Source organism: Nonomuraea sp. NPDC049750, from assembly GCF_040659625.1.
In the GTDB taxonomy this organism is placed as follows: Bacteria; Actinomycetota; Actinomycetes; order Streptosporangiales; family Streptosporangiaceae; genus Nonomuraea.
The window spans coordinates 52,376-73,881 of record NZ_JBFANB010000035.1; the positions used below are offsets into that span (position 1 = coordinate 52,376).

General features: G+C 71.0%; 17 protein-coding genes. 9 read left to right on the forward strand and 8 right to left on the reverse strand.

Features of this window, described 5'->3' with window-relative positions; all coding sequences use genetic code 11:
• Positions 1-29 precede the first annotated feature (29 nt).
• From AB0J16_RS49905 to AB0J16_RS49915, 3 genes are all read left to right on the forward strand, one after another.
• Positions 30-779: an IclR family transcriptional regulator gene (locus AB0J16_RS49905; protein ID WP_358553409.1), complete on the forward strand. Its 750-nt coding sequence runs from the start codon at positions 30-32 to the stop codon at positions 777-779.
• A 76-nt stretch (positions 780-855) separates the two neighbouring features.
• Complete coding sequence (locus tag AB0J16_RS49910; protein ID WP_358553411.1) at positions 856-1,938, forward strand: Gfo/Idh/MocA family oxidoreductase; 1,083 nt, start codon at positions 856-858, stop codon at positions 1,936-1,938.
• Complete coding sequence (locus tag AB0J16_RS49915; protein WP_358553413.1) at positions 1,935-2,795, forward strand: PmoA family protein; 861 nt, start codon at positions 1,935-1,937, stop codon at positions 2,793-2,795. Before AB0J16_RS49910 ends, AB0J16_RS49915 begins: the two co-directional genes overlap by 4 nt.
• Before the next feature lie 52 nt (positions 2,796-2,847).
• Here AB0J16_RS49915 and AB0J16_RS49920 read toward each other — a convergent pair whose 3' ends face one another.
• Entirely contained in the window at positions 2,848-4,614 is a 1,767-nt protein-coding gene (locus AB0J16_RS49920) for a thiamine pyrophosphate-binding protein (protein WP_358553415.1), read from the reverse strand.
• 107 nt (positions 4,615-4,721) lie between these two features.
• On the opposite strand from AB0J16_RS49920, the gene AB0J16_RS49925 reads away from it, so the two are divergent.
• Positions 4,722-5,621 carry an NAD(P)H-binding protein gene (locus AB0J16_RS49925; protein WP_358553417.1) on the forward strand — a complete coding sequence of 300 codons (900 nt, stop codon included), beginning with the start codon at positions 4,722-4,724 and terminating at the stop codon, positions 5,619-5,621.
• Between the two features lie 112 nt (positions 5,622-5,733).
• On the opposite strand, the gene ligD is transcribed toward AB0J16_RS49925, so the two are convergent.
• Together ligD and AB0J16_RS49935 are read right to left on the reverse strand one after the other, a co-directional pair.
• On the reverse strand, positions 5,734-6,894 hold the full coding sequence (ligD, locus tag AB0J16_RS49930; RefSeq protein ID WP_358553419.1) for a non-homologous end-joining DNA ligase: 1,161 nt from the start codon (positions 6,892-6,894) through the stop codon (positions 5,734-5,736).
• A gap of 31 nt (positions 6,895-6,925) precedes the next feature.
• Complete coding sequence (locus tag AB0J16_RS49935; protein WP_358553421.1) at positions 6,926-10,165, reverse strand: BTAD domain-containing putative transcriptional regulator; 3,240 nt, start codon at positions 10,163-10,165, stop codon at positions 6,926-6,928.
• Positions 10,166-10,220: 55 nt separating this feature from the next.
• Here AB0J16_RS49935 and AB0J16_RS49940 point away from each other — a divergent pair, with 55 nt between their 5' ends.
• On the forward strand, positions 10,221-11,495 hold the full coding sequence (locus tag AB0J16_RS49940; protein ID WP_358553423.1) for an FAD-binding oxidoreductase: 1,275 nt from the start codon (positions 10,221-10,223) through the stop codon (positions 11,493-11,495).
• A 12-nt stretch (positions 11,496-11,507) separates the two neighbouring features.
• On the opposite strand, the gene AB0J16_RS49945 is transcribed toward AB0J16_RS49940, so the two are convergent.
• Together AB0J16_RS49945 and AB0J16_RS49950 are read right to left on the reverse strand one after the other, a co-directional pair.
• Positions 11,508-12,248, reverse strand: a complete 741-nt coding sequence (locus AB0J16_RS49945; RefSeq protein WP_358553425.1) for a crotonase/enoyl-CoA hydratase family protein — start codon at positions 12,246-12,248, stop codon at positions 11,508-11,510.
• 118 nt (positions 12,249-12,366) lie between these two features.
• Entirely contained in the window at positions 12,367-12,975 is a 609-nt protein-coding gene (locus AB0J16_RS49950; RefSeq protein ID WP_358553427.1) for a TetR/AcrR family transcriptional regulator, read from the reverse strand.
• A gap of 32 nt (positions 12,976-13,007) precedes the next feature.
• Between AB0J16_RS49950 and AB0J16_RS49955 the strand changes: the two genes are divergently transcribed.
• The 3 genes from AB0J16_RS49955 (at position 13,008) to AB0J16_RS49965 (ending at position 16,247) form a co-directional block, all read left to right on the forward strand.
• Entirely contained in the window at positions 13,008-14,318 is a 1,311-nt protein-coding gene (locus AB0J16_RS49955) for a M14 family zinc carboxypeptidase (protein WP_358553429.1), read from the forward strand.
• Between the two features lie 2 nt (positions 14,319-14,320).
• Positions 14,321-14,938, forward strand: a complete 618-nt coding sequence (locus tag AB0J16_RS49960; protein WP_358553431.1) for a maleylpyruvate isomerase family mycothiol-dependent enzyme — start codon at positions 14,321-14,323, stop codon at positions 14,936-14,938.
• Between the two features lie 82 nt (positions 14,939-15,020).
• On the forward strand, positions 15,021-16,247 hold the full coding sequence (locus tag AB0J16_RS49965; protein ID WP_358553433.1) for an alpha/beta hydrolase: 1,227 nt from the start codon (positions 15,021-15,023) through the stop codon (positions 16,245-16,247).
• A 28-nt stretch (positions 16,248-16,275) separates the two neighbouring features.
• Here the strand turns inward: AB0J16_RS49965 and AB0J16_RS49970 are convergent, their stop codons facing one another.
• Complete coding sequence (locus tag AB0J16_RS49970; RefSeq protein ID WP_358553435.1) at positions 16,276-17,223, reverse strand: GntR family transcriptional regulator; 948 nt, start codon at positions 17,221-17,223, stop codon at positions 16,276-16,278.
• A 216-nt stretch (positions 17,224-17,439) separates the two neighbouring features.
• On the opposite strand from AB0J16_RS49970, the gene AB0J16_RS49975 reads away from it, so the two are divergent.
• Positions 17,440-18,801, forward strand: coding sequence for a carotenoid oxygenase family protein (locus AB0J16_RS49975; RefSeq protein ID WP_358553437.1), 1,362 nt, complete (start codon positions 17,440-17,442; stop codon positions 18,799-18,801).
• Between the two features lie 156 nt (positions 18,802-18,957).
• On the opposite strand, the gene AB0J16_RS49980 is transcribed toward AB0J16_RS49975, so the two are convergent.
• Both AB0J16_RS49980 and AB0J16_RS49985 read right to left on the reverse strand, forming a co-directional pair.
• Positions 18,958-19,746 (reverse strand): WbqC family protein, encoded by a 789-nt coding sequence (locus AB0J16_RS49980; RefSeq protein ID WP_358553439.1) that lies wholly within the window; start codon positions 19,744-19,746, stop codon positions 18,958-18,960.
• Positions 19,688-21,265 (reverse strand): YdcF family protein, encoded by a 1,578-nt coding sequence (locus AB0J16_RS49985; protein ID WP_358553441.1) that lies wholly within the window; start codon positions 21,263-21,265, stop codon positions 19,688-19,690. The genes AB0J16_RS49980 and AB0J16_RS49985 overlap by 59 nt, the downstream gene beginning before the upstream one ends.
• Between the last annotated feature and the right edge of the window lie 241 nt (positions 21,266-21,506).

Consider the following 21,506-nt stretch of genomic DNA (forward strand, 5'->3'; position numbering starts at 1 on the left):
GAGCGGAAGAATTGTGCAGGATTTGCGGTATGTCAGGTGGATCCCAGGGGCGCACGGTGACCTCCAAGGTGCTCGCCATCCTGGGCGCGTTCGACTCCGGGCACCCGCAGCTCACGCTGACCGACCTGGCCAGGCGCAGCGGCGTCCCGCTGAGCACGGTGCACCGGCTGGTCGGCGAGCTGGAGGAGTGGCAGGCGCTGAGCCGCGCGCCCGACGGGCGGCTCCGCATCGGGCTGCGACTGTGGGAGCTGGGCCAGCTCGCGCCCGCCAAGCTCCAGGACCTGGCTCATCCGTGGTTGCAGGAGCTGTTCGCGAGCACCGGCGAGAACGTGCACCTGGCCGTCCGTGACGGGCTGGAGGTGCTGTACGTGGACAAGGTGGCCGGGCGGCGGGCCGTGCCGATCGTGTCCAGGACGGGTGGGCGGCTGCCCATGCATCCGACGGGCGTCGGCAAGGCCCTGCTCGCCTATGAGCCCGAGTGGTTCGTCCGGTCGTACCTGGACCGCGTGCTCGAACGGCCGACCCCGCACACGATCACCGAGCCGGGGCGGCTGGCGCGCGAGCTGGCCACCGTACGCGCCCAGGGGTACGCGCTGACGTATGAGGAGATGACGCTCGGCTCCTGCTCGGCCGCGGCCCCGGTCCTGGTCGACGGCCGGGCCATCGCCGCGCTCGGCATGGTGCTGTCCTCCAGGCGCGCCCGCGAGCTCCCCCGGCTGGTCGAGCCCCTGCTGACCGCCGCGAACGGCATCGCCAGAGCGTGTGCCGCCACGGCGTAGCCCTTGCCCAGGAGTGCCCGCGCACCATAACGTGCTCCGGTAAGCGCTTTCCAAAGGTCTCCCAAGGAGGTCGCCCGTGCCATCCCCCCTGCGCGTCGCCATCGTCGGCGGCGGCGCGATCGCGAGCTTCGCGCACATGCCCGCCTTCCAGGAGCTGTCTGACGACATCGAGGTGGTCGCCGTCGTGGACGCGACCGCCGAGCTGGCCCAGGCGTTCGCCGACCGGTTCGGCGTGCCGTACGCCTCGGACGACCTCGAAGGCATGCTCGCCGAGGTACGCCCCGATCTGGTCGACGTCTGCAGCCCGCCCTCCCTGCACGCCGCCCAGGTGGCCGCCGCGCTGCGCGCGGGCGCGTGGGTGTGGTGCGAGAAGCCGCCGTGCCTGTCGCTGGCCGAGTACGACGCCATGGTCGCGGCCGAGCAGGAGGGCGGGCCGTACGCGGCGATCGTGTTCCAGCAGCGCTTCGGCTCCGGCGCGCAGCACCTGCGGCGGCTGATCGAGAAGGGCGCGCTCGGCACGCCGTACGTCGCGCACTGCCAGACCACCTGGTACCGCGACGACGCCTACTACGCGGTGCCGTGGCGCGGGCGCTGGGAGACCGAGGGCGGCGGCCCGGCGATGGGCCACGGCATCCACCAGCTCGACCTGCTGCTGGAGCTGCTGGGCGAGTGGAGCGAAGTGCGCGCCATGGCGGCCAGGCTGGCGCGTGACGTCGAGACCGACGACGTCACGACCGCGCTGGTCCGCTTCGAGTCCGGCGCCCTGGCCACGGTGGTCAACAGCGTGCTGTCGCCGCGGCAGGTCAGCCACATACGCATCGACCTCGCCGACGCCACCCTGGAGCTGACCCACCTGTACGGCTACACCAACGACGACTGGACCTGCACCCCGGCCGAGCACGCCGGCCCGATCGAGTGGCCGCCCGCCGAGGACGAGCCCACCTCCCACCTGAAGCAGCTGCGGGCCCTGGTGACGGACCTGCGCGCGGGCCGGCGGCCCCGGGCCAGCGGCCGGGACGGGCGCCGGTCGCTGGAGCTGATCACCGCCATGTACAAGGCGGCGCTGACCGGCTGTACGGTACACGCGGGCGAGGTGGGCCCCGGCGATCCCTTCTACCGCAGCCTGCACGGCGACACCCCCGGATGGAGCCCCTCATGAGCGCGATCGTCTTCGAGGCGCACGGCGTGGAGCTGATGCGCTACGTTCACGAGCCCGACCCGCAGCCGTTCGAGGCGCCCAAGCCGTACATCCACCCGATGCGTACGCTGGCCGGTGACGTGGTGACCTCCTACCGGCCGCACGACCACCGCTGGCACAAGGGCCTGCAACTGACCGCCTCGCACGTGTCCGGCCAGAACTTCTGGGGCGGCGGCACGTTCGTCCGCGAGGAGAAGCGCTACATCGACCTGGACAACAACGGCACGATGCGCCACGACAGCCTCGACGTACGCGAAGACGGCCTGTCGGGGCAGCTGACCTGGCGCAGCTCGCGCGGCGAGCCCTGGGTGGAGGAGCGGCGCGAGCTCACCGTCGAGGCGGTCGATCCGGCCAACGGCTCCTGGGAGCTGGTCTGGCACACAACCCTCACCGGCCTGCGTGAGGAGCCGCTACGTTTCGGCAGCCCCACCACGCACGGCCGCCCGCTCGCCGGATACAGCGGCCTGTTCTGGCGCGGCCCGCGCTCGTTCACCGGCGGCGAGGTGCTCGGCCCCGACGGGATGGGCGGCGAGGAGATGATGGGGCAGCGGGCCCGCTGGCTGGCCTTCCAGGGGCGGCACGACGAGGTGGACCGGTCGTCCACGCTGATCTTCGTACCGGATCCGGGGCCGGAGTCGCACTGGTTCGTGCGCAGTGGCCCGTTCGCCGCCGTCAATCCCTCATGGGCCTTCCACCAGGAGTTCGAGCTGGCGCGCGGGCAGACGATCGCCCGCCGCTACCGGATCGTGCTGGCGACCGGCTGGTGGGGCACCGAGCGGATCGAGGAGCACCTGGCCAAGCGCCGAGCCGCCGACTAGCCGCTGACTCGCCGGCTGGTCGCCGAGCCGCTGCTGATCACCGGGCGCCTGGCTAGTCGCCGAGCCGCTGGATCCGGTCCTTGAACAGGGTGGTGGCGATGGCGGCCCGGTGCGGCTGGCCCTTGATGAACGCCTGGGCGAAGCTCTTGGCCTGGTCGTAGGAGACCTTGGCGGGCAGCGGCGGCTCGTTCGGGTTCACCTCCACGTCCACCAGCGCGGGCCCGTCGTAGGCCAGCGCCTGCTGGACCGCGGACACGAGGTCGCCCGCCTTGGTGACCTTGACCCCGAACCCGCCGCAGCCCCGGGCCCAGCCGGCGAAGTCGCCGGCCGGCTCAGGGAAGCGCACACCGTGCTCGGGGTAGCCGAGGACCATCTGCTCCCAAAGGATCATGCCGAGCGAGCGGTTGTTGTTGATGACGACCTTGACCGGCAGCCGCTGCTGGGCGGCGGTGAGGAACTCGGCCATGAGCATGGCGAACCCGCCGTCGCCGACGTACGCGATCACCTGCCGGCCCGGGTAGGCGTGCTGCATGGCGTTCGCGTACGGCAGGCCGGGCGCCATCGAGGCCAGGTTGCCCGACAGGTAGAACGCGCGCCCGCCGCGGATCGTCCAGTGCCGGGCGGCCCAGGTGGCGATCGTGCCGCTGTCGCAGGTCATGATGGCGTCGTCGGCGGCCAGGTCGTCGAGGACCGACACCACGTACTGGGGGGCGATGGGGTCGCGGTCGGCGTTCTCCAGCGCGTCCATGTCCTCACGCCACTTGACCATTTGCTTCTGATATTTCGCCAGATGGGCGTTCCCATCGCGGCCGGAGAGCAGCGGCAGGAGGGCACGCAGGCCCTCCTTGGCGTCGCACACGACCGGCACGTCGGTGGCGATCCGTGCCCCGGCCCTGGCGGGGTCGGCCTCCAGCTGCACGACCCGCGTCCCTCCCGGCTCCGGCAGGAACTTGGAGTAGGGGAAGTTGGTGCCCACCATGAGCAGGACGTCGGTCTCCTCCATCAGGTCCTCGCTCGGCCGGGTGCCGAGCAGCCCGATCCCGCCCGTCGTGTACGGCGAGTCGTCGGGGACCACCGCCTTGCCGGGCAGCGTCTTGACCACCGGCGCGCCGAGCGCCTCGGCGACCGCCAGCACCTCGTCCCTGGCGTGCAGCGCGCCCGCCCCGACCAGGATGGCGGGCCGTTCGGCCGTGTTGAGCACCTCGGCTGCCCACTCGATGTCCTCCTGGCGGGGGATCCCGGCGGCCTCAAGGTAGACGGGCGCGGTCTGCGGGGTCCTGGCGGGGGCGACGTGCTGCCAGGGGTCGGCGTCCGCGTCGGCCACCTGCAGGTCGTTGGGCAGCGTGAGGTGGGCGACCCCGCGCCGCGCGTAGGCGGTGCGGATCGCCACGTCCACCAGCGCCGGCAGCTGGGCCGGATTGGTGATCATCATGTTGTACTCGGCCACGTCCGCGTACAGCCGATCCAGCTGCACCTCCTGCTGGTAGGCGGTGCCCAGCACGGAGCTCTCCTGCATTCCGGTGATGGCCAGCACGGGAGCGTGGTCGAGCTTGGCGTCATAGAGCCCGTTGAGCAGGTGGATGCCGCCGGGGCCGGAGGTGGCCAGGCAGACGCCGATCCGCCCCGTCGCCTTGGCGTAGCCCGTGGCCATGAACGCGGCGGCCTCCTCGTGGTGCACCAGGACGAAGCGCACCTTGTCGCGATGGCGTCGCAGGCCCTCCATGATGCCGTTGATGCCGTCGCCCGGCATGCCGAAGACGGTGTCGACGCCCCACTCGGCGAGCCGCTCTACCAGGGATTCCGCTGCTATGCGTGCCATGACCCCGGCCCTACCCTCGACCGAAGTAGACAGACCCTTTGACCAAGCATGCGATGAATTTCGTTGTCATTTCGGGAGAATTCCCAGGCTGCGGGTAGGGGCGGGGAATGCACATTCTGGTCACGGGCGCAACCGGCATGCTGGGCAAAGCAGTAGTGCCCACACTCCTCAGGACGGGTCACGCGGTGCGGGCGTTGAGCCGCCAGGCGCACTCGGGCCGGGACATCGAATGGGTATGGGGTGACCTGACTTGGGGCAAAGGCGTGTACAGCGCCGTGCGGGACGTCGATGCGATCATCCATCTCGCCACTTTCGCCCGTAAGGCCCACCGGGCCGGCTCCGTCGATGTAGCGGGTACCGCGGTGCTGCTCGACGCGGCCAAGGAAGCCGGGGTGCCGCATTTGGTGTTCACCTCGATCGTCGGCGCCGACCAGGCCGCGACCGGGTATCTCGAGGACAAGCTCGAAGCCGAGCGGCTGATCAGGGAGAGCGGGGTCGGCTGGACGATCCTGCGCTGCACCACCTTCCACCAGCACCTCGACCAGCTGCTCCGGGAACTGGCCGCCGCCTTCCCCGCGATCCCGGTGGACCGCACGCTCCCCTGGCAGCCCGTGGACCGCTCCGAGGTCGCCGTGTATCTGACCGACCTGGTCGCCGCCGGTCCCGAGCGGGGCGTGATCGAATATGGCGGGCCCGAGGTGATCGGCATGGACGCGGTGGTCAGACCCTGGCTGCAGGCCAAGAGGCTGCGCCGCCTGCTACTGCCGGTGCGCTATCCCGGCGGCAGGTGGGCCGCCCAGCGGGCCGGCTGGCACACCACGGACGCCACGCCGCTGGGGCGGATCACCTGGCGCGACCACCTCTTCCCCGCACCGCCCGAGCCGTCGGACGACTTCGCCGTGGAGCACACCGCCTCGCCGACCAGCCCGGCCACCCAGCCGGACCTCGACCCGAACTCGCACGTCTACGGCGGAGACGACGGCTACGAGCGCCCGACCCGCGCCTGACCCGCCCGCGCCCGCCCGACCCGCGCCTGACCCGCCCACACTCGACCGACCCGCGCTCGACCGGCCCGCGCTCGACCGGCCCGCGCTCGACCGGCCCGCGCCTGACCCGCCCTTAAACGGTCCAGGGGTCGTAATCGACCTCCAGCGGCTCCTGGGCCGGTCGCTGGGCCTCCGGGACGTGCTGGAGGTTGACCCGGATGCGATACCACACGCTGCTGCGCCCGCGCATGCCGTCGACCAGCACATCGGCAGGCTGGAGGTGGCCGGCGACCTCGGCGTGCCTGGCCTTCCACCGCTCGAACCCGGCCAGCGCCTCGTCCTTGTGCTGCGCCCTGGCGATCTCGACGACGGGAAGGTCCTCCCGCTCGGGGGCAGGCCCCTGCGACTCGGCCAGCTCCAGCAGCGACTCCAGGCCGCCCGCGTGCAGGTCCATGTCCGCCCACGGGTCGCCCAGCTCGGCGAACCTCTTGGGGACCGTGTCGATCGTGTGGTCGCCCGGCCGGCAGCCTGGCACCTCGTCCCAGGTCAGCGGTGTGGAGACGCGCGCGTCGGCGACCGGCCTGACCGAGTAGGCGGAGGCGACCGTACGGTCATAGGCGTTCTGGTTGTAGTCGACGAACACGCCGTGCCGCTGCTCCTTCCACCACCGGCTGGTGGCCACCTCGGGGGCGCGCCGCTCCACCTCCCGGGCCACCGCCTCGGCCGCCCGGCGCACCTCGGCGAACGTCCAGCGCGGCTCGATGCGGGCGTACACATGAAAGCCCCGTGATCCCGACGTCTTCGGCCAGGCGGTCAGGCCGTGGTCGGCCAGCACCTCGCGGGAGACCTGCGCCGTGCGCAGCACGTCGCCCCAGCGCACGCCCGGCACCGGGTCGAGGTCGATGCGCAGCTCGTCGGGGTGGGCCAGGTCGGCGGCCAGCACCGGGTGCGGGTTGAGGTCGACGCACCCCAGGTTGACCGCCCACACGATGTGGGCCGTCTCCGTCGCGACGACCTCCTCGGCACTGCGCCCGGAGCGGTAGCGGAGCTCGGCCACCTGGATCCAGTCGGGCCGCTTGGCGGGCGCGCGCTTCTGGAAGAACGCCTCCTCCTCGATCCCGTGCACGAACCGCTTGAGCACCATCGGCCGCCCGCGGACGCCGCGCAGCGCGCCCTCGCCCACCGCCTGGTAGTAGCGGATCAGGTCGAGCTTGGTGTGCCCGCTGGCGGGGAACACCACCTTGTCGGGATTGGTGACGCGGACTTCACGCCCTGCGACCTCGATGTCAGGCATGAGGGTCACGATACGGGGCGCCTCCGACAGATCAGCTTCGGCTCCGCGCCTCCCAATAGGCCGTTTCCCAATAGGTCAGGCCGAGCCGCCGGTACGTGGCGATCGCCACCCGCCGGTGCTCGTCCGCCTCCTCGGTACGCCCCAGCCGTACGGCCAGCGCCGCGAGGACGTCGCGGACCGAGCCCCAGGCGCCGCTGCCCATGCCCATGACGATGAACTGGTCGGCTACCGGCAGCAGCCGCTCGTACAGCTCTTCCGGGTCCGGGGTGCCGAGCCGGGCGGCGATGAGGCCCCAGGCCGGGAAGAGGAAACCCCCCGACCAGTCGTCCCGCAGCTCCGTGCCCCAGCGCGCGATCAGCGCCCTGGCCAGTTCCTCCTTGCCCACGTCGAGGGCGGCCAGAATGGCGAGCGGCCGCATCGGGATCATCTGCGGGAGGTCGCTCGCGGCGATGAGGTCGTCGATGATCTCGGCCACCCTGCCCTGGCCGCGTCTGCACGTGTAGAGCGTGGCCAGCCGGCGGGCCTCCGCGCCCCACGGGCTGGCACCGTACTTGAGGTCCGGGAAGTCGGCCACCAGCGCCTCCGCCTCGGCCCAGCGGCCGTGCAGGGTGTGTCCGCCCGTCTGCGCGACCCGGACCATGGCTTCCAGCTCGGGGCGGCGTACCTCCTCCAGGACCCGCTCGCAGCGGGCGAGTTCGCGCTCCCACTCGGCCAGGTCCCCCGCGCGGAGCAGGCAGGACATCCGCAGGCCGCCGGCCACCAGCCGGGCCTCCCTGGTCAGCCCTGGAATGGCCAGCATCTCGTCGGCGGCGCGCAGCCGGGCCGGGTTGTTCCCCATGACGAACCCGGAGATCAGGTAGTTGTTCAGCGTCCTGGCCAGCAGCGCCGGGTCGCCCAGGGCGCGGGCCAGCTCCACGGCGTCCGCGGCGAGCAGTTCGCCCTCGGCGCGGCGGGGTCCGTAGTGCAGCTCGACACCGAGCGTGCCCAGCAGCGTGGCCCTGGCGTGGTCGTCGAGCGGGCCCGCCAGCAGGTCCTCCAGGACCGACACCATCTGCTCATCCACCACGCCGTACGGCCGCCAGTTCCACACCGACAGCCCGCCGAACGCCGATACCGCCGTCACCAGCGCGTCGCGGTCGCCGAGCCGTTTGGCCGCCGCGATCGCCTCTGTCAGGTCGCGCATGGCGCCGTCGGCGTCGCCCACGGTACGTCGGGCCTGACCGAGCTCGGTCAGCAGGTGGCAGCGATCGGCCGAGTCGCCGGGCGGCAAGTGCGCGACCGCCAGCTCCCAGAACGTGACCGACTCGGTGTAGCCGTGACGGGCCACCGCCTCCCGGGCCGCGGCGACGGCATAGGCCACAGCCCGGTCCGCGCCGCCCAGCTTCGCGGCCGCGGCGAAGTGGCCGGCGAGCTGCGCGGGGTCGGCGCCGGGCATGGTCTCCAGGTACGTACCGGCCCTCAGGTGCAGCCGGGCTCTGGCCAGCCGGGTGAGGCCCGCGTCCAGCGCCTGGCGTACCAGGGCGTGCGAGAAGCGGTAGTCGGCGGGCCGCGCGTCCTCAGTCAGCAGGCCGACGGCAAGGGCGGGCTCGGCGAGGGTCATGACCTCCTCGACCGGCCGCTCGGTGAGCGCGGCCAGCAGGTCGACGGTCACCTCGCGGCCGGCCACCGCGGCCGCTCTGAGCAGGTCCTGCGTGGCGGCGGGCAGCCGGGCGAGCCGCCGGTCGATGACGTCGCGGGCACCGGCCGGGACCAGGTCCCGCTCGCTCTCCGGCAGCAGGAGCAGCTCGGTCAGGTAGAACGGGTTGCCGCCCGAGCGGTCGAGCATCGCCACCGGATCCGCGTCCACATGGCGCAGACGCAGGTAGTCGAGCACCTCGCCGGCGTCGAACGGGGCCAGCGGCACCCGGTGGCTCTCCCGCGCCAGCGCGCCCAGCGTCTCGCGCAGCTGCTCGGGGTGGTCGCCCGGCTCGGGCCTGAGCGTGACCAGGACGAGGGTGGAGGTACGGGCGAGCTCGCCGGCGACGTGGCCGAGCAGCCGCAGTGACGAGACGTCGGCCCAGTGCACGTCCTCCAGCACCAGCAGGAGCGGGCCACCGCGCAGCCGCGACACCACGTCGTCGTACAGGTCGAACAGCTCGGCCTGCGGTTGCGCGGGGATCAGCCCGGCCTGGGTCCAGGGCCAGAAGGGCGGGGCCGTCTCGTCGTCCAGGCAGCGCCCCCAGACCGTCTGGAAGCCACGCGCGGCGGCCACCTCGGTGGCGGCACGCGCCAGGCTGGTCTTGCCGATGCCCGCCTCGCCGGTCACCAGCAGCAGCCCGCCCCTCCCCCGGCGGGCCTCGGCCAGCAGCTCCTCGACCAGGTGCAACTGTCCGTCCCGCGCGATCAGCCGCTGAGCGCCCGTGCCTCGACCGCTGACCGAGTCGTCCGCCGACGCGCGCCGCCCCGCGAAGCGGTCGTCGGGAACGGGAGCGGTGAAGGCGGTCGGGGCGGTGAGGCCGGGTGCGGTGAGGGTCATCAGGTCGGGCGACTGGTCGAACACCGCCTGTTCCAGCCGCTTCAGCTCCGGTCCCGGCTCGATGCCCAGCTCCCCGTCAAGCAGCGACCGGACCCGGCGCAGCGCCCCGAGCGCGTCCGCCTGCCGGCCCGCCCGGTAGAGCGCCAGCACCAGCAGCGCCCAGGCCCGCTCCCGATAGGGATGGGCCTCGACCAGCGCCTCCAGATCCGGCAGCCCGGCCTCGCCGAGCGCCAGCCGCGCCTCGACCCGGTCCTCGGCGGCTCCCAGCCGCAGCTCCTCCAGCCGGTGTACGGCCCGCCGCGCGAACTCCAGGTCGGCGAACTCCCCCAGCAGTTCGCCCCGCCACAGCCCGAGCCCCCGGTCGAGCACTTCCAGCGCCTCGGCGTACCTGCCGCCCCGCAGCACCCGCCGCCCGTCCTCGGCCAGCGCGGTGAAGCGGCCCGCGTCGACCTGTCCCGGCGCGATGTCGAGCAGGTAGCCGGGCTCGCGGGTGAGCAGCAGGCGGGGCGGCGTACGCGGCTTCCTGCCGGGTTCCAGCACCCGGCGCAGGTGGGAGATGTACGCCTGGAGGGTCGCCGTCGCCTTGGCCGGCGCCTCCCCGGCCCACAGCTCCTCGATCAGCCGGTCGAGCGGTACTACGCGCCCTGGTGAGAGGGCCAGCACGGCGAGCACGGCCCGCTGCTTACGCGTGCCGAGATCGAGCCGAACACCATCGGCGGAGTCGACCTCAAGCCGGCCGAACAGACGGACATCCACAAACCCCAAGTCAACCCCAAATCCCCCTCAAATGGTAAAACGCACACTTGGTCCCATGAATGACATCAAAGTGAACGGCAACCTGCTGCTCCCCGGCGACGCGGGCTTCGACGCGGCCCGCAAGCCCTGGAACCTGGCGGTGGACCAGCCGGTGCGCGCGGTGGTCGAGGCGGCCGACGCCGACGACGTGGCCGCCGTGGTGAGCTACGCGCGGCTCAACGGCCTGGCGGTCACCGCCCAGCCGAGCGGCCACGGCGCCTCCGGCGACACCGACGGGACGATCCTGCTCAAGACCACACGTCTTGGCGGCGTGAGAGTCGAGGACGGCGTCGCGTGGGTCGGCGCGGGCGTGAAGTGGGGCGAGGTGCTGGCGGCCGCGGGCCCGCTCGGCCTCACGGGCCTGGCGGGCAGCTCGCCGGTGGTGAGCGTGACCGGCTACACCCTTGGCGGTGGTTTGAGCTGGTTCGGGCGCAAGTACGGCTTCGCGGCCGACAGCGTGCGGGCCTTCGAGGCGGTCGACGCCGCCGGGGACCGCGTCAGGGTGACCGCGGAGTCGGATCAGGAGCTGTTCTGGGGGCTGCGGGGCGGTGGCGGCGACTTCGCCTTGGTCACCTCGCTGGAGTTCGGCCTGCACCCGGCCCCTGAGCTGTTCGGCGGGCGGATGATGTGGCCGGTCGAGCGGGCTCGGGAGGTGTTCGACGCCTTCGCCGAGACCACCGCCGAGGCGCCGGAGGAGCTGACGCTCTGGTTCGACCTGCTGAAGTTCCCCGGCGCTCCGGTGGGGTACGTCGCCGTCGACGTCACCTTCCTCGGCGAGCACCCCGGCGCCCTGCTGCGCCGCTTCGACCGGATCGGCGGGCTGATCAGCGACACCCGGCGACCGACGCCGGTGGCCGAGCTGGGCTCGATATGCGCCGAACCCACGGACCCGAGCCCGGGATCGGGCCGGTTCGAGCTGCTCACGGGGCTGGAGGGCGTGGCGGACGTGCTGCTCGGCGCGCCGATCGATCCGCTGATCAGCGTGCAGGTCCGGCACCTGGGCGGAGCGCTGGCCCGGCCCGCCGAGGGTGGCGGCGCCGTAGGGCATCTGGCCGAGCCGTACTCGGTCTACATGTTCGGCCGGCCGTCGCCGGACACGGCCGAGCGCGTCACCGACCTGACGAAGGCGCTCGTGCCGCACACGAGCGGGCGTAAGACGTACACGATGCTGACTCAGGGCGAACGCGCCGCGTCCGCCTTCCCCGCGAGCACGCTGGCCCGGCTGCGCGACCTCAAGCGGGCCCGCGACCCGTACGGGGTGATTCGTGCGAACTTCCCTGTACTGGGGTGATCACCGGGGTCGCTAGAACGCGCCGTGGCGGCCCGCGCCCGCCGCGAAGCGGGCCGCGCCGCCGACCGCGTCGGGCAGGGACACCAGCCCGTGGCGCAGCTCGTTCCGCATCGCCTCCCGCTCCGGCAGCCCGTCCTGCTCCAGCGCCGACAGCCGGTCGCCGCGCAGGCAGGTCTGCGGGAAGCCGGCGATCTCGCGGGCCAGCTCCTCCGCCTGGCGCCTGGCCGTGCCGGTGGGGACGACGCGGTTGGCCAGGCCCATCTCGTACGCCTCGCGGGCGCCGACCGGACGGCCGGTGAGGATCAGGTCCATGGCCCGGGAGGTGCCGATGAGCCGCGGGAGCCGTACGGTGCCGCCGTCGATGAGCGGCACGCCGAAGCGGCGGCAGAACACCCCGAACACCGCGTCCTCCTCGGCCACCCGCAGGTCGCACCAGAGCGCCAGCTCCAGCCCGCCCGCGACGGCGTGCCCGGCGACAGCGGCGATGACCGGCTTGGACAGGCGCATCCTGGTCGGGCCCATCGGCCCGTCGCCGTCCTCGCCGACGTGGTTGTCGAGCGTCTTCAGGTCGGCGCCCGCGCAGAACGTGCCGCCCTCGCCCCACAGCACGGCCACCGCGGCGTCGGACTCCTCGAACGCCCTGAACGCGTCCACCAACGCGTCGGCGGTCTTGCGGTCGACCGCGTTGCGGACCTCCGGCCTGCTCAGTATTACGGTCGTGACCTGGCCTTCTCGCTCCATGCGTACGGTCATGGCTGCCTCCGTGATGGGTGGTCGCCGGAACGTGAGCGTACGGCGGCACAGGAGGTCACGCCAGCGCCGGATACGGCCACCCGTATCTGGATTTTAGTCCCCCAGACGGTCGAGGAGGTCAGGGCGGCCCGAGCACGTCGTCGGCGACCAGGGCGCGGGCCGTGTCGGCGAAGTACTGCTCCGGGGCCGTGGGGGTCAGGCCGAGGATGACGCCTTGGCTGAGGCCGACCAGCAGGGCGCGCAGCGCGGTGGCCAGGCGGTGCGCCTGCTGAGCGGTGAGGGCCGCCCCGTCGTGCGGTCTGCCGGTCAACAGGGCGGCCAGGCGTTGTTCGTGCTCTCGTACGGAGGCGGCGAGCTTGGGCCGTAGCTCGGGGTCGCGTAGTGCCAGGTCCTGCAGGCTGATCTCGAACGACAGGTCGCCCAGCGCGTCCGGCTCCTCGCACAAGCGGTGGTAGTGGCGGGCGAAGACCTCCACGGCTTCGACCAGGTCAAGGCGGGGGGTGACGGCCTGTTCGATGCCGTCGTAGTGCGGGCCGAGGTAGTCGGTGACCAGGGCGATCAGCAGGCCGTTCTTGCTGCCGAACAGCGAGTAGACAGCGCCGGTGGTCAGCCCGGCCTGTTCGGCGATCTCCTCCAGCTTGGCCCGGTGACCGTCTCTGGCGACGATCTGGTGCGCGGCCGCCAGCAGGGCCCGCCGGTTGCGTTCCTTGGCCTCCGCCCTTGTCATTCTCATAATCTTATTATTACCGTAATCTCATTATGAATGTTGCGGAGTACATGAGCCGGGTTCCCGGCTACCCGGCGTTCCCCACCGTCGACGCGCTGCGGGCCGAGCTGGAGGAGCTCACCGCCGCCCATCCCGACCTGATACGGCTGCGCCGCATCGGCGCCTCAAGGCTCGGCGAGCCGCTGCACGCCCTCACCATCGGCACCGGGCCGGCGGACGCGGTGGTCATCGCCGGGCCGCACCCCAACGAGCCGGTCGGCGCGCTGACCGTCCTCACGCTGGTCAGGCTGCTGTGCCAGGACCCAGGACTGCTGGGCTACCGCTGGCACCTGGTCGCCTGCGCCGACCCGGATGGCGCCCGGCTGAACGAGGGCTGGTACGGCGAACCGGGCGACCGCCGCGCCTATGCCGAGCACTTCTACCGCCCCGACCTGGCCGACCAGGTCGAGTGGACCTTCCCGCTCGTCAGCGGCGACTACCGTTTCGACCGGCCACTGCCGGAGACGGCCGCGCTCATGCGCCTGATGGACGAGGTACGCCCGTCGCTGGTCTGCTCCCTGCACAACGCCGAGTACCAGGGCGCGTTCTTCTACCTCAACCGCCGCGACACCGTCCTGGCCGAACGGCTGGCGGGCCTGCCCGGCATGGAGGGCCTCCCGCCGCACCACGGCGAGCCGGAACTACCTGGCGCCGAACCGATCGCGCCCGCCGTCTTCCTGACGCTGGGCGGGGCGCGGGTGGGCGCGGCCTTCGGCGCCGGCGGCAGCAGCGCCGACTACGCCGCCAGGTTCGGCGCGCTCCACCTGATCACCGAGGTGCCCTCGTGGACCGACCAGCGGGTGGCCGACCGGAGCGCGACCGACCGCACCTACCTAGAGGTGGCCACCAAAGCGGCGGCGGCGCGACGCGAGCTGATCGAGACGCTACAGGCGGGCATGCGGGCCGTCACCAGCGACCTGACGGTGCGCTCCCCGTTCCGCCGCTCGACCGAAAGCACCCTGGAGACCTTCCGCAAGATCGCCGACCTCGAAGAGGAAACTCTGCCCGAGCTCGATCGGCCGGCCACGGTCGCCGAAGAGTACTCCCACTGTCAGACAACGCACATGCTGCGGCTGCGCCTGGTGGGGGTGTTCCTGCGCATGCTGGACGCCGAAGTGGCCGCCGGCAACGTCACACCGGCCATCCGGCGCCAACGCCACCTGCTCGCCGAACGCTTCGACCAGTGGTACGAACAGGCCGAGACCGACTCCCCCGGCCCGCCGATCGAGCCGCGCAGGGTGGTCGCGGTGCAGCTGGGCGCCATCCTGACCGCCGCCGCCCGCCTGACAGAGCGGGAGGCGTGAATATGGACATCAGCACCGCCATCGCCGCCGAGCGCACAGAGCTGGCGGCGATGCTGGCCGAGCTGTCACCCGCCCAGTGGGAGGCGCCGAGCCTGTGCGCCGGATGGCGTGTACGGGAGGTCGCGGCCCACATGTCGATGGGTTTCCGCTACCGGCTTCCCCATCTGGCGCTCGAGCTCCTCAAGGCCCGCGGCGACATCAACCGGATGGCCGATCGGCTGGCCCACCAGGACGCCGCCATCCTGTCCACCGCCCAGCTGATCAGCGCGATCCGCGACAACGCCCGCAACCCCTGGAAGCCTCCGGTCGGCGGTCCCACGGCGGGATTGGGCCATGACGTGATCCACGGCCTGGACATCACCGTCGCTCTGGGCATCGACCGCCGTATCCCCGACGACCGCGTACGCATCCTCCTGGACGCCATCAGCTCCAGAACGGCGCGCTTCTTCGGCGCCGACCTCAACGGCGTCCAGCTTCGCGCCGACGACCTCGGCTGGTCCTTCGGCACCGGCACACCCTTGATCGGCTCCGCGCAGGACCTCCTCCTGGTCGCCTACGGTCGCAAGCTGCCGCCCGGCCATCTGCGCGGGCAGACGAGCGACCGGTACGTCGCCACATGAGGGAACCGCCGAGAACGGGGTGAGGGGCCAGATTCGCTCCTTTATGCACCGCGAATATATCCTCAGGGTATAGTCCGTCCACATGATCGACTCCCCGAACCGGACCACGCCGGACGACGGCCATGGCGAGCTGCGCGAACCCCGGCGCCGTGACCGGCTGGCCATCATCACCGGGCTCGTCACCGTCCTGGCCGCCACCGGACTCGTCCAGGCCCTGCCGGCCGCGGCGTCCCAGACGGTCACGCCGTTCCTGCCCGCACCGACCGGCTCCCAGCCGGTCGGCACCACATCCCTGTACCTGAAGGACACCTCGCGCCCCGACCCCTGGGTTCCCACCGTCAAGTACCGCGAGCTCATGGTCTCGCTGTGGTACCCGGCCAAATCGCCAGGCCGCAAGCGAGCGCAGTACATGACGGCGAAGGAGTCCGAGCTGCTGCTCAAGGACGGAAAGATCACCACCATCCCGTCCGACACGCTGAGCAAGACGCGCACCAACGCCTTCACCGACGCCCGTCCCGCCGGGCGTGAACACAGCCTGCCCCTCGTGGTGCTCTCTCCCGGACACAGCAAGCCCCGCAGCGAGCTCACGGGCCTCGCCGAGGAACTGGCGAGCCGGGGGTACGTGGTGGCCGCCGTCGACCACACCTACGAGAACGTCGCCACGACCTTCCCGGACGGACGGGTCACCACCTGTGTCACGTGCGAGATCACCAAGGGGCAGGGCTGGTGGGTGAAGCTGGAGAAGAGCCGGGCTGCGGATGTGTCCTTCGTGCTCGACCAGCTGACCGGCAAGCACCCGAAGTGGAAAGGCGCCGGCCTGATCGATACGTCGAAGATCGCCATGGCCGGTCAATCGGCCGGCGGCGCGAGCGCCGTCACGGCCCTGCTGGAGGACTCCCGGCTGCGCGCCGGCATCGACATGGACGGAACCGTGGAGAGCACGGTCCCCGCATCCGGGTTGTCCCGGCCATTCCTCTTCCTGGGCAAACCCGCGACCTACGCGCCGGGCAAGGGTGAGGCCGCCTCGTGGGAGCATGTCTGGACGGGACTGACCGGCTGGAAGCGCTGGCTGCTCATGGACGGAGCCGTGCACCTGTCCTTCACCGACCTGGGCGTGCTGGTCGACCAACTCGGTATCGACGTCGGCGCCGACATACGCGGCGCCCGCGCCATGGACATCACCCGCAAGTACGTCACGGCCTTCTTCGACCAGCACCTGCGCGGCAAGCCTCAGCCCCTGTTGAACAAGTCCTCAGCGAGCTACCCCGAGATCACCTTCTGCAGTCCGCCAAAGAAGACCTGCGCTTGACGCCCTCGCCGAGTAACCCAGCGCGTTCCTACGGAAGGCGCTGCCGGCCGATCAGCACGGCGACCCCGTCCAGCAGGAGCTGCAGGCCGTTCTCGAAGAAACCGGCCAGGTCGAAGGCCGACTGATCACCCGCGGGCGCCACGCGCGCGGGGAGGCCGCTGGAGGGCAGGCCGGCACGGAACCTCGGCATGTGGACGGAGTACCACTCCCCAGCGGACAAGCCCGTGTGCCGCTCCGATTCGGCCTGCGGCTCCAGGTTCGTGGCCGTCCCCCGGACGTAGTTGGTCACCGCCCACCACACGAACCTGCCGGTATCCGGATCGATCCCCAGCTCGCGCACGACGCCCATCCCCCAGTCCCCGTACCGAAGCATGTTGGGCGTGGGCTGCGGGTGGGTGAGCGAGACGAGCCGGGGCAGCCAGGGGTGCCGCAGGTAGAGTCGCCACTGCAGGCGGGCCGCGAGTTCGAGCCGCGTCCGCCAGCTCGCCGGGGGCATCGCCGGAAGTTCCAGCTCGCCGAACGCGGTGTCGGCCATGAGCGCGGCCAGCTCCTCCTTGCCGCGCACGAGCCCGTACAGCGACATGGTGGGGATGCCGAGCGCGGTCGCGACGCCGCGGATGGACACCGCGTCGAACCCCTGGGCGTCCGCGATGGCGATCGCCGTACGGACCATCCGCTCCCGCTTGCCGTCGTGGGCGGGCTTCCGTTCTGGGGCACTCGGCACCCTGGGAGGCGGGAAGGTGCCGGGCGCGGGCTCCGCCACGACGGTGCCGACGCGGGAGATGGCCACCACCACTCCCTCCTGCCGCAGCGTGTTCAGCGCTTTAGCGGCGGTGGCGCGGGCCACCCCCCACTGCTCGGCGACCTGCCTGGTGGAGGGAACGCGGTCGCCGGCCCGCAGCTCGCCGGTCTCGACGCGCCGCTTGATCTCACTGACGATCCGCAGGTACGGCGGCGCGGTGCCGTACCGGTCCATGGTCGATCGTCTCCTCACGCCGGAAGCGGCCGCTGTCCTAGTACAGAGGGTATGGCTGTCCCCCCGCGAAGGACGCCGTCACCTGCCTGGTGGAAGCGGTGAGAGCGATGAATCGTGTCCTAGTACAGGGCTGATTGCTGCTCACTGAACCGCTGGTCACCACCTATACGCAGGGTACCGTTCCGGTCGTACGCCGTACCACAGCAGGAGAGGACCATGCAGACCGAAGACCGACGCAGCCGCTACTTCGAAGGCCACTTCGCCCCGGTCAAGGAGGAAGTCACCGCCTACGACTTGCCCGTGACCGGCCGTCTGCCCGCAGATCTGGAGGGCCGCTATCTCCGGATGGGCCCCAACCCGCTGGGCGTGGAGGATCCCGCCACCCACTTCTACGCCTTCGGCGCCGGTATGGTGCACGGCGTCCGCATCCGGGACGGCCGCGCCGAGTGGTACCGCAACCGCTGGGTCCGCTCGACACAGGTCGCCGACGCCCTGGACCGGCTACGGCGCGGCGAGGAGCCGCCCGCGTTCCTGCCTCCGTCCCCGAACGTCCACGTGATCGGCCACGCCGGCCGCACGCTCGCCCTCGTCGAGGCCGGCGGGCTGCCGCACGAGCTCGGCTACGAGCTGGACACGATCGGAGCGTGCCCGATGGCCGCCACGCCCGAGGGCTCCAGCGCCAACGCGCACTCCAAGGTGGACCCGCGCACCGGCGACCTGCACTCCCTGGCCTATGTGATCGGGCGGTCGTTCGCGCAGTACATCGTCACCAACCCCGCCGGCATGGTGACCCGGGTGACGGACATCCCGCTGTCCGGCGACACCCCGTTCCTGCACGACTTCGCGCTGTCGGAGAACTACGTCCTCGTGTTCGACATCCCGCTGACGTTCAGCATGACGAAGATGCTGTTCCAGTGGGATCCCGGGCACCAGGCGCGCGTCGGCGTGCTGCCCCGGACGGGCGGTGACATCCGCTGGCTGCCGGTCGAGTCCTTCTATCTCAGCCACGTACTCAATGCCTACGACGACGGCTCCACGATCACGGTCGACCTGATCAGGTCCGAAGGGCCGGTCGACGTCGCCGACCCGGGTGCGGTCGCGCCCACACTCGACCGCTGGACCATCGATCCGGCGAGCGGCAGGGTGGACCAGCGCCGCATCGACGACCGGGCTCAGGACTTTCCCCGCGTGAACGACGCGTTCGCCTCGCGCCCGCACCGCTACGGCTACTCTGCGGTCAGCCCGGTGTACGGCGTACCGTTCACACTCGACGGCCCGCACCCCGACGAGGCGTTCACCAACGCGCTCGTCAAGCACGACCTGCGGCGTGGCATGACGGAGGTGCACGGTTTCGCCCGCGACGCCGCCGTCGGGGAGGCGGCGTTCGTCGCCAACCCGTCCGGCGGCGGCGAGGAGGACGACGGCTACCTGATGGCCTACGTCGCCGATCCCGAGCGGGGCGCCTCCGACCTGGTGATCCTGTCGGCCCAGGACTTCACAGGACCGCCCGTGGCCCGTGTCCACCTGCCCGTGCGCGTCCCGCTCGGCTTCCACGGCAACTGGATCCTCGACGCCTGAATGGGTGAGTTGCTGATCATCGGAGGGCCCTGAGATCACTGGCCGTACACGCTCCTGAGGTCGCGCAGAGCTAGATCCACTCCTGACGCGGGCGGCGCCGTCACTCCGGATGCGCGGGACGCAAGCAACCAGGAACTTGTCTGCGCTTAAGCCAGGTCACGGATCCTCCGTCAGAACTCGTCCGCGCAGAATCTCCAGTTCCCGCCTCATAGCCCACGGCCCGACGAGCATCAGAGCATGTACGGCGCTCACTTCTCGAGCGGATGCCCAGATGCCCGATCTGGGAGTCCGAAAGGAGAGGACGTCGATCGAATGGACGCGGAACACAGCCGGATCCAGATATCGCATTCCCCCGGTACCGCAGAGATAGGTCGTCGCACCGGTCAGCCAAGCGAGGTCGGCCAGTCTCTGCGACCTCTCACCCCGTACGAGCAGATCGCTACTATGCAGGATCTGCCCCGGCCACCCCACCTCCTCCAACAGCAAGCGTGTGGACACCTCCGTCACGTCGACCAGTCGGTCGGTTCTCTCGAACTCGGCGAGCACGGGTTCGAGGCGTCTCTTGAACGCCGCCCAGTGAGCACCGTGCCGATAGTGGTCGGCAAGAAGCTGGGCGACACGGCGTCGGCAACGGACGGGATCGGCCAGACGCGCTCCGCGGATGGTAGTGGAGCGGCCGTGTGGCAGATGCGTAGCGATGGAAAGCCACTGTGTCTGTCCTGAGTCGTCGAGCGAGGCGAGGCGCGCACGATGCTGGTAATCCCTGCGGGCGAACTGTACGTCGTCCAGGACGATCCAGTAGTCCGCAGTGAACAACTTGGCCAAGGTCGAGAGCCGGGCGAAGAGGTTGGGCTGGTGGATCGCGCACACCTCGCCGTACGGGAGGTCAGGACGATAGGAGCCTGCTGTCGAATCCGGCGCGGAGAAGAGCCTGGTAGGCGTCATGGACCTCTCCTGGGACGGGCTGCTCGATGGCGTAGCCGAGCTTCGGATACTCGATCACGCGCTGGAGGTCGCCGACGAGCATGTCGATGACCAATTTCGGGTCGCCGATCGAACTGACGTAGTCGTCCAGCTCCAGCGACTCGGAGGCGCACACCACCTCGATCTCGGGCCAAACCTTTCGTGCGGTGGCGTAGGACCGACGCTCCATGTACGGCTTGGAGATCAGCAGGACCGAACTGGGCTGGACTCCGGCGTCCGCCAGCACTTCCCGGGACAGGCTGATGTTCTGCCCGGTGTTGGTCGCCTTCGGCTCCAGGAGGACGCTCTTGTCGGGCACGCCGGATTCGAGCGCGTACTCGCGATAATGGACTGCCTCACCACGAGGGAAGCGGGCCGCGGTGGTGGGACTGGTGGCTCCAGAGAAGACAAGCAGCGGGAACCAGTCGGCGCGATAAAGCTCGGCTGCCGCGCGCGCGACCCCCAGGTCGTGGCTGCCCAGGCCGATGGCCACATCACACCGGCGCAGGTCGTGGTGCATCTGGTGGTAATCCCAGATCGCGCGCGCGTGCCGCCACTGCTCGTCGGTGATGACCTGCTGCTTGACGCTCACTCTGCTGCTCCCTGATCGCCGTGACAGAGGGAGGCGGGTCTCCCCCTGGATGGACCGCTGGATGCCCTCGATGCTGCGCAGTTGGTGCGCGAGCCCATGCCGTGCGGCCTCGCACGCGGCACGGTCGAGGATCATCAGCCCATCATCCACGGTTGCCCGGTCGGAAAGCAGGATGTGCCCGTAAGCCGTCTCCAGGCGTACCCGTTGCATGGGCACGTCGGTAACGGCGGTGGCGCGGGCGAGGTCGATCAGGCGCAGCGCCTCCGAGAGGTTTCCCGCGCCACGGTGTGCCAGGGCCAGTTTCTGGTGCGCGACGGACCAATCCTCGGGCTCGCCGAGGTTCTCGAACTCGCGGATGGCGGTCGTCATCAGGCGAGCGGCGTAGTCGTTCTTGTCGTTCTTGCTCAAGGCGGTGCCGACCCACAGCCGGGCACGTGTCCGGTCACGAGGTGAGAGGCGGTCGTCCACCGCCAGCACCTCATACTCCTTGGCGGCTTCGTCCAACCGGTCCGACATCTCGGCCACGACCGCCAGCGACAGGTCGAGTTGGGCGATGCGGCGGGGGATGTCGAGCTGGCTATAGATCGAGCGCGCGTTGAGGTAGGAGCGGCGAGCGGACAGAGGGCCGGCCACTGCGCCTTGGTCACGTTGGAGGTCACCGAGCAGTGTCGTCGATCGGGCGAACAGGTACAGACCCTTGTCGTCGAGAGCGTGGGGATCGTAGCGGGTGAGCCATCGGTTCAACAGGTCAGTGGCGTAGCTGAAGCTCTGGCGACTGAGTGCGACCACAGCGCGGTCGAGGTCGTCGGTCCACGTCTCGTAGTCCCAGGCCCGTGGGCCTACGCGGGTGACTCGTAGACCTTGGCCGGTGTTCTGACCGAGTTCCAGGAGCAGGGTCTCGAACCGCAAGTGGGTCGGTCGCAGAGTCCGCGCGGGCGAGCGCGGTGTCCAGGATGGCCTGGGTGTCAGGGCGGGGCCGGGTTGCGGACCCGAGATGGTCCCACTTCGCCACGGTGCGGGGAGCCACTCCGAGGTGCTGGGCGAACACCCGCACGCTCATCCGCAAGGCAAGACGAAGTGCACGCGCTTCAAGGCCGGTCCACTCATGCACGGTCGTCACGTCGCTCCTCCCTTCCACGGCCCATGGAAG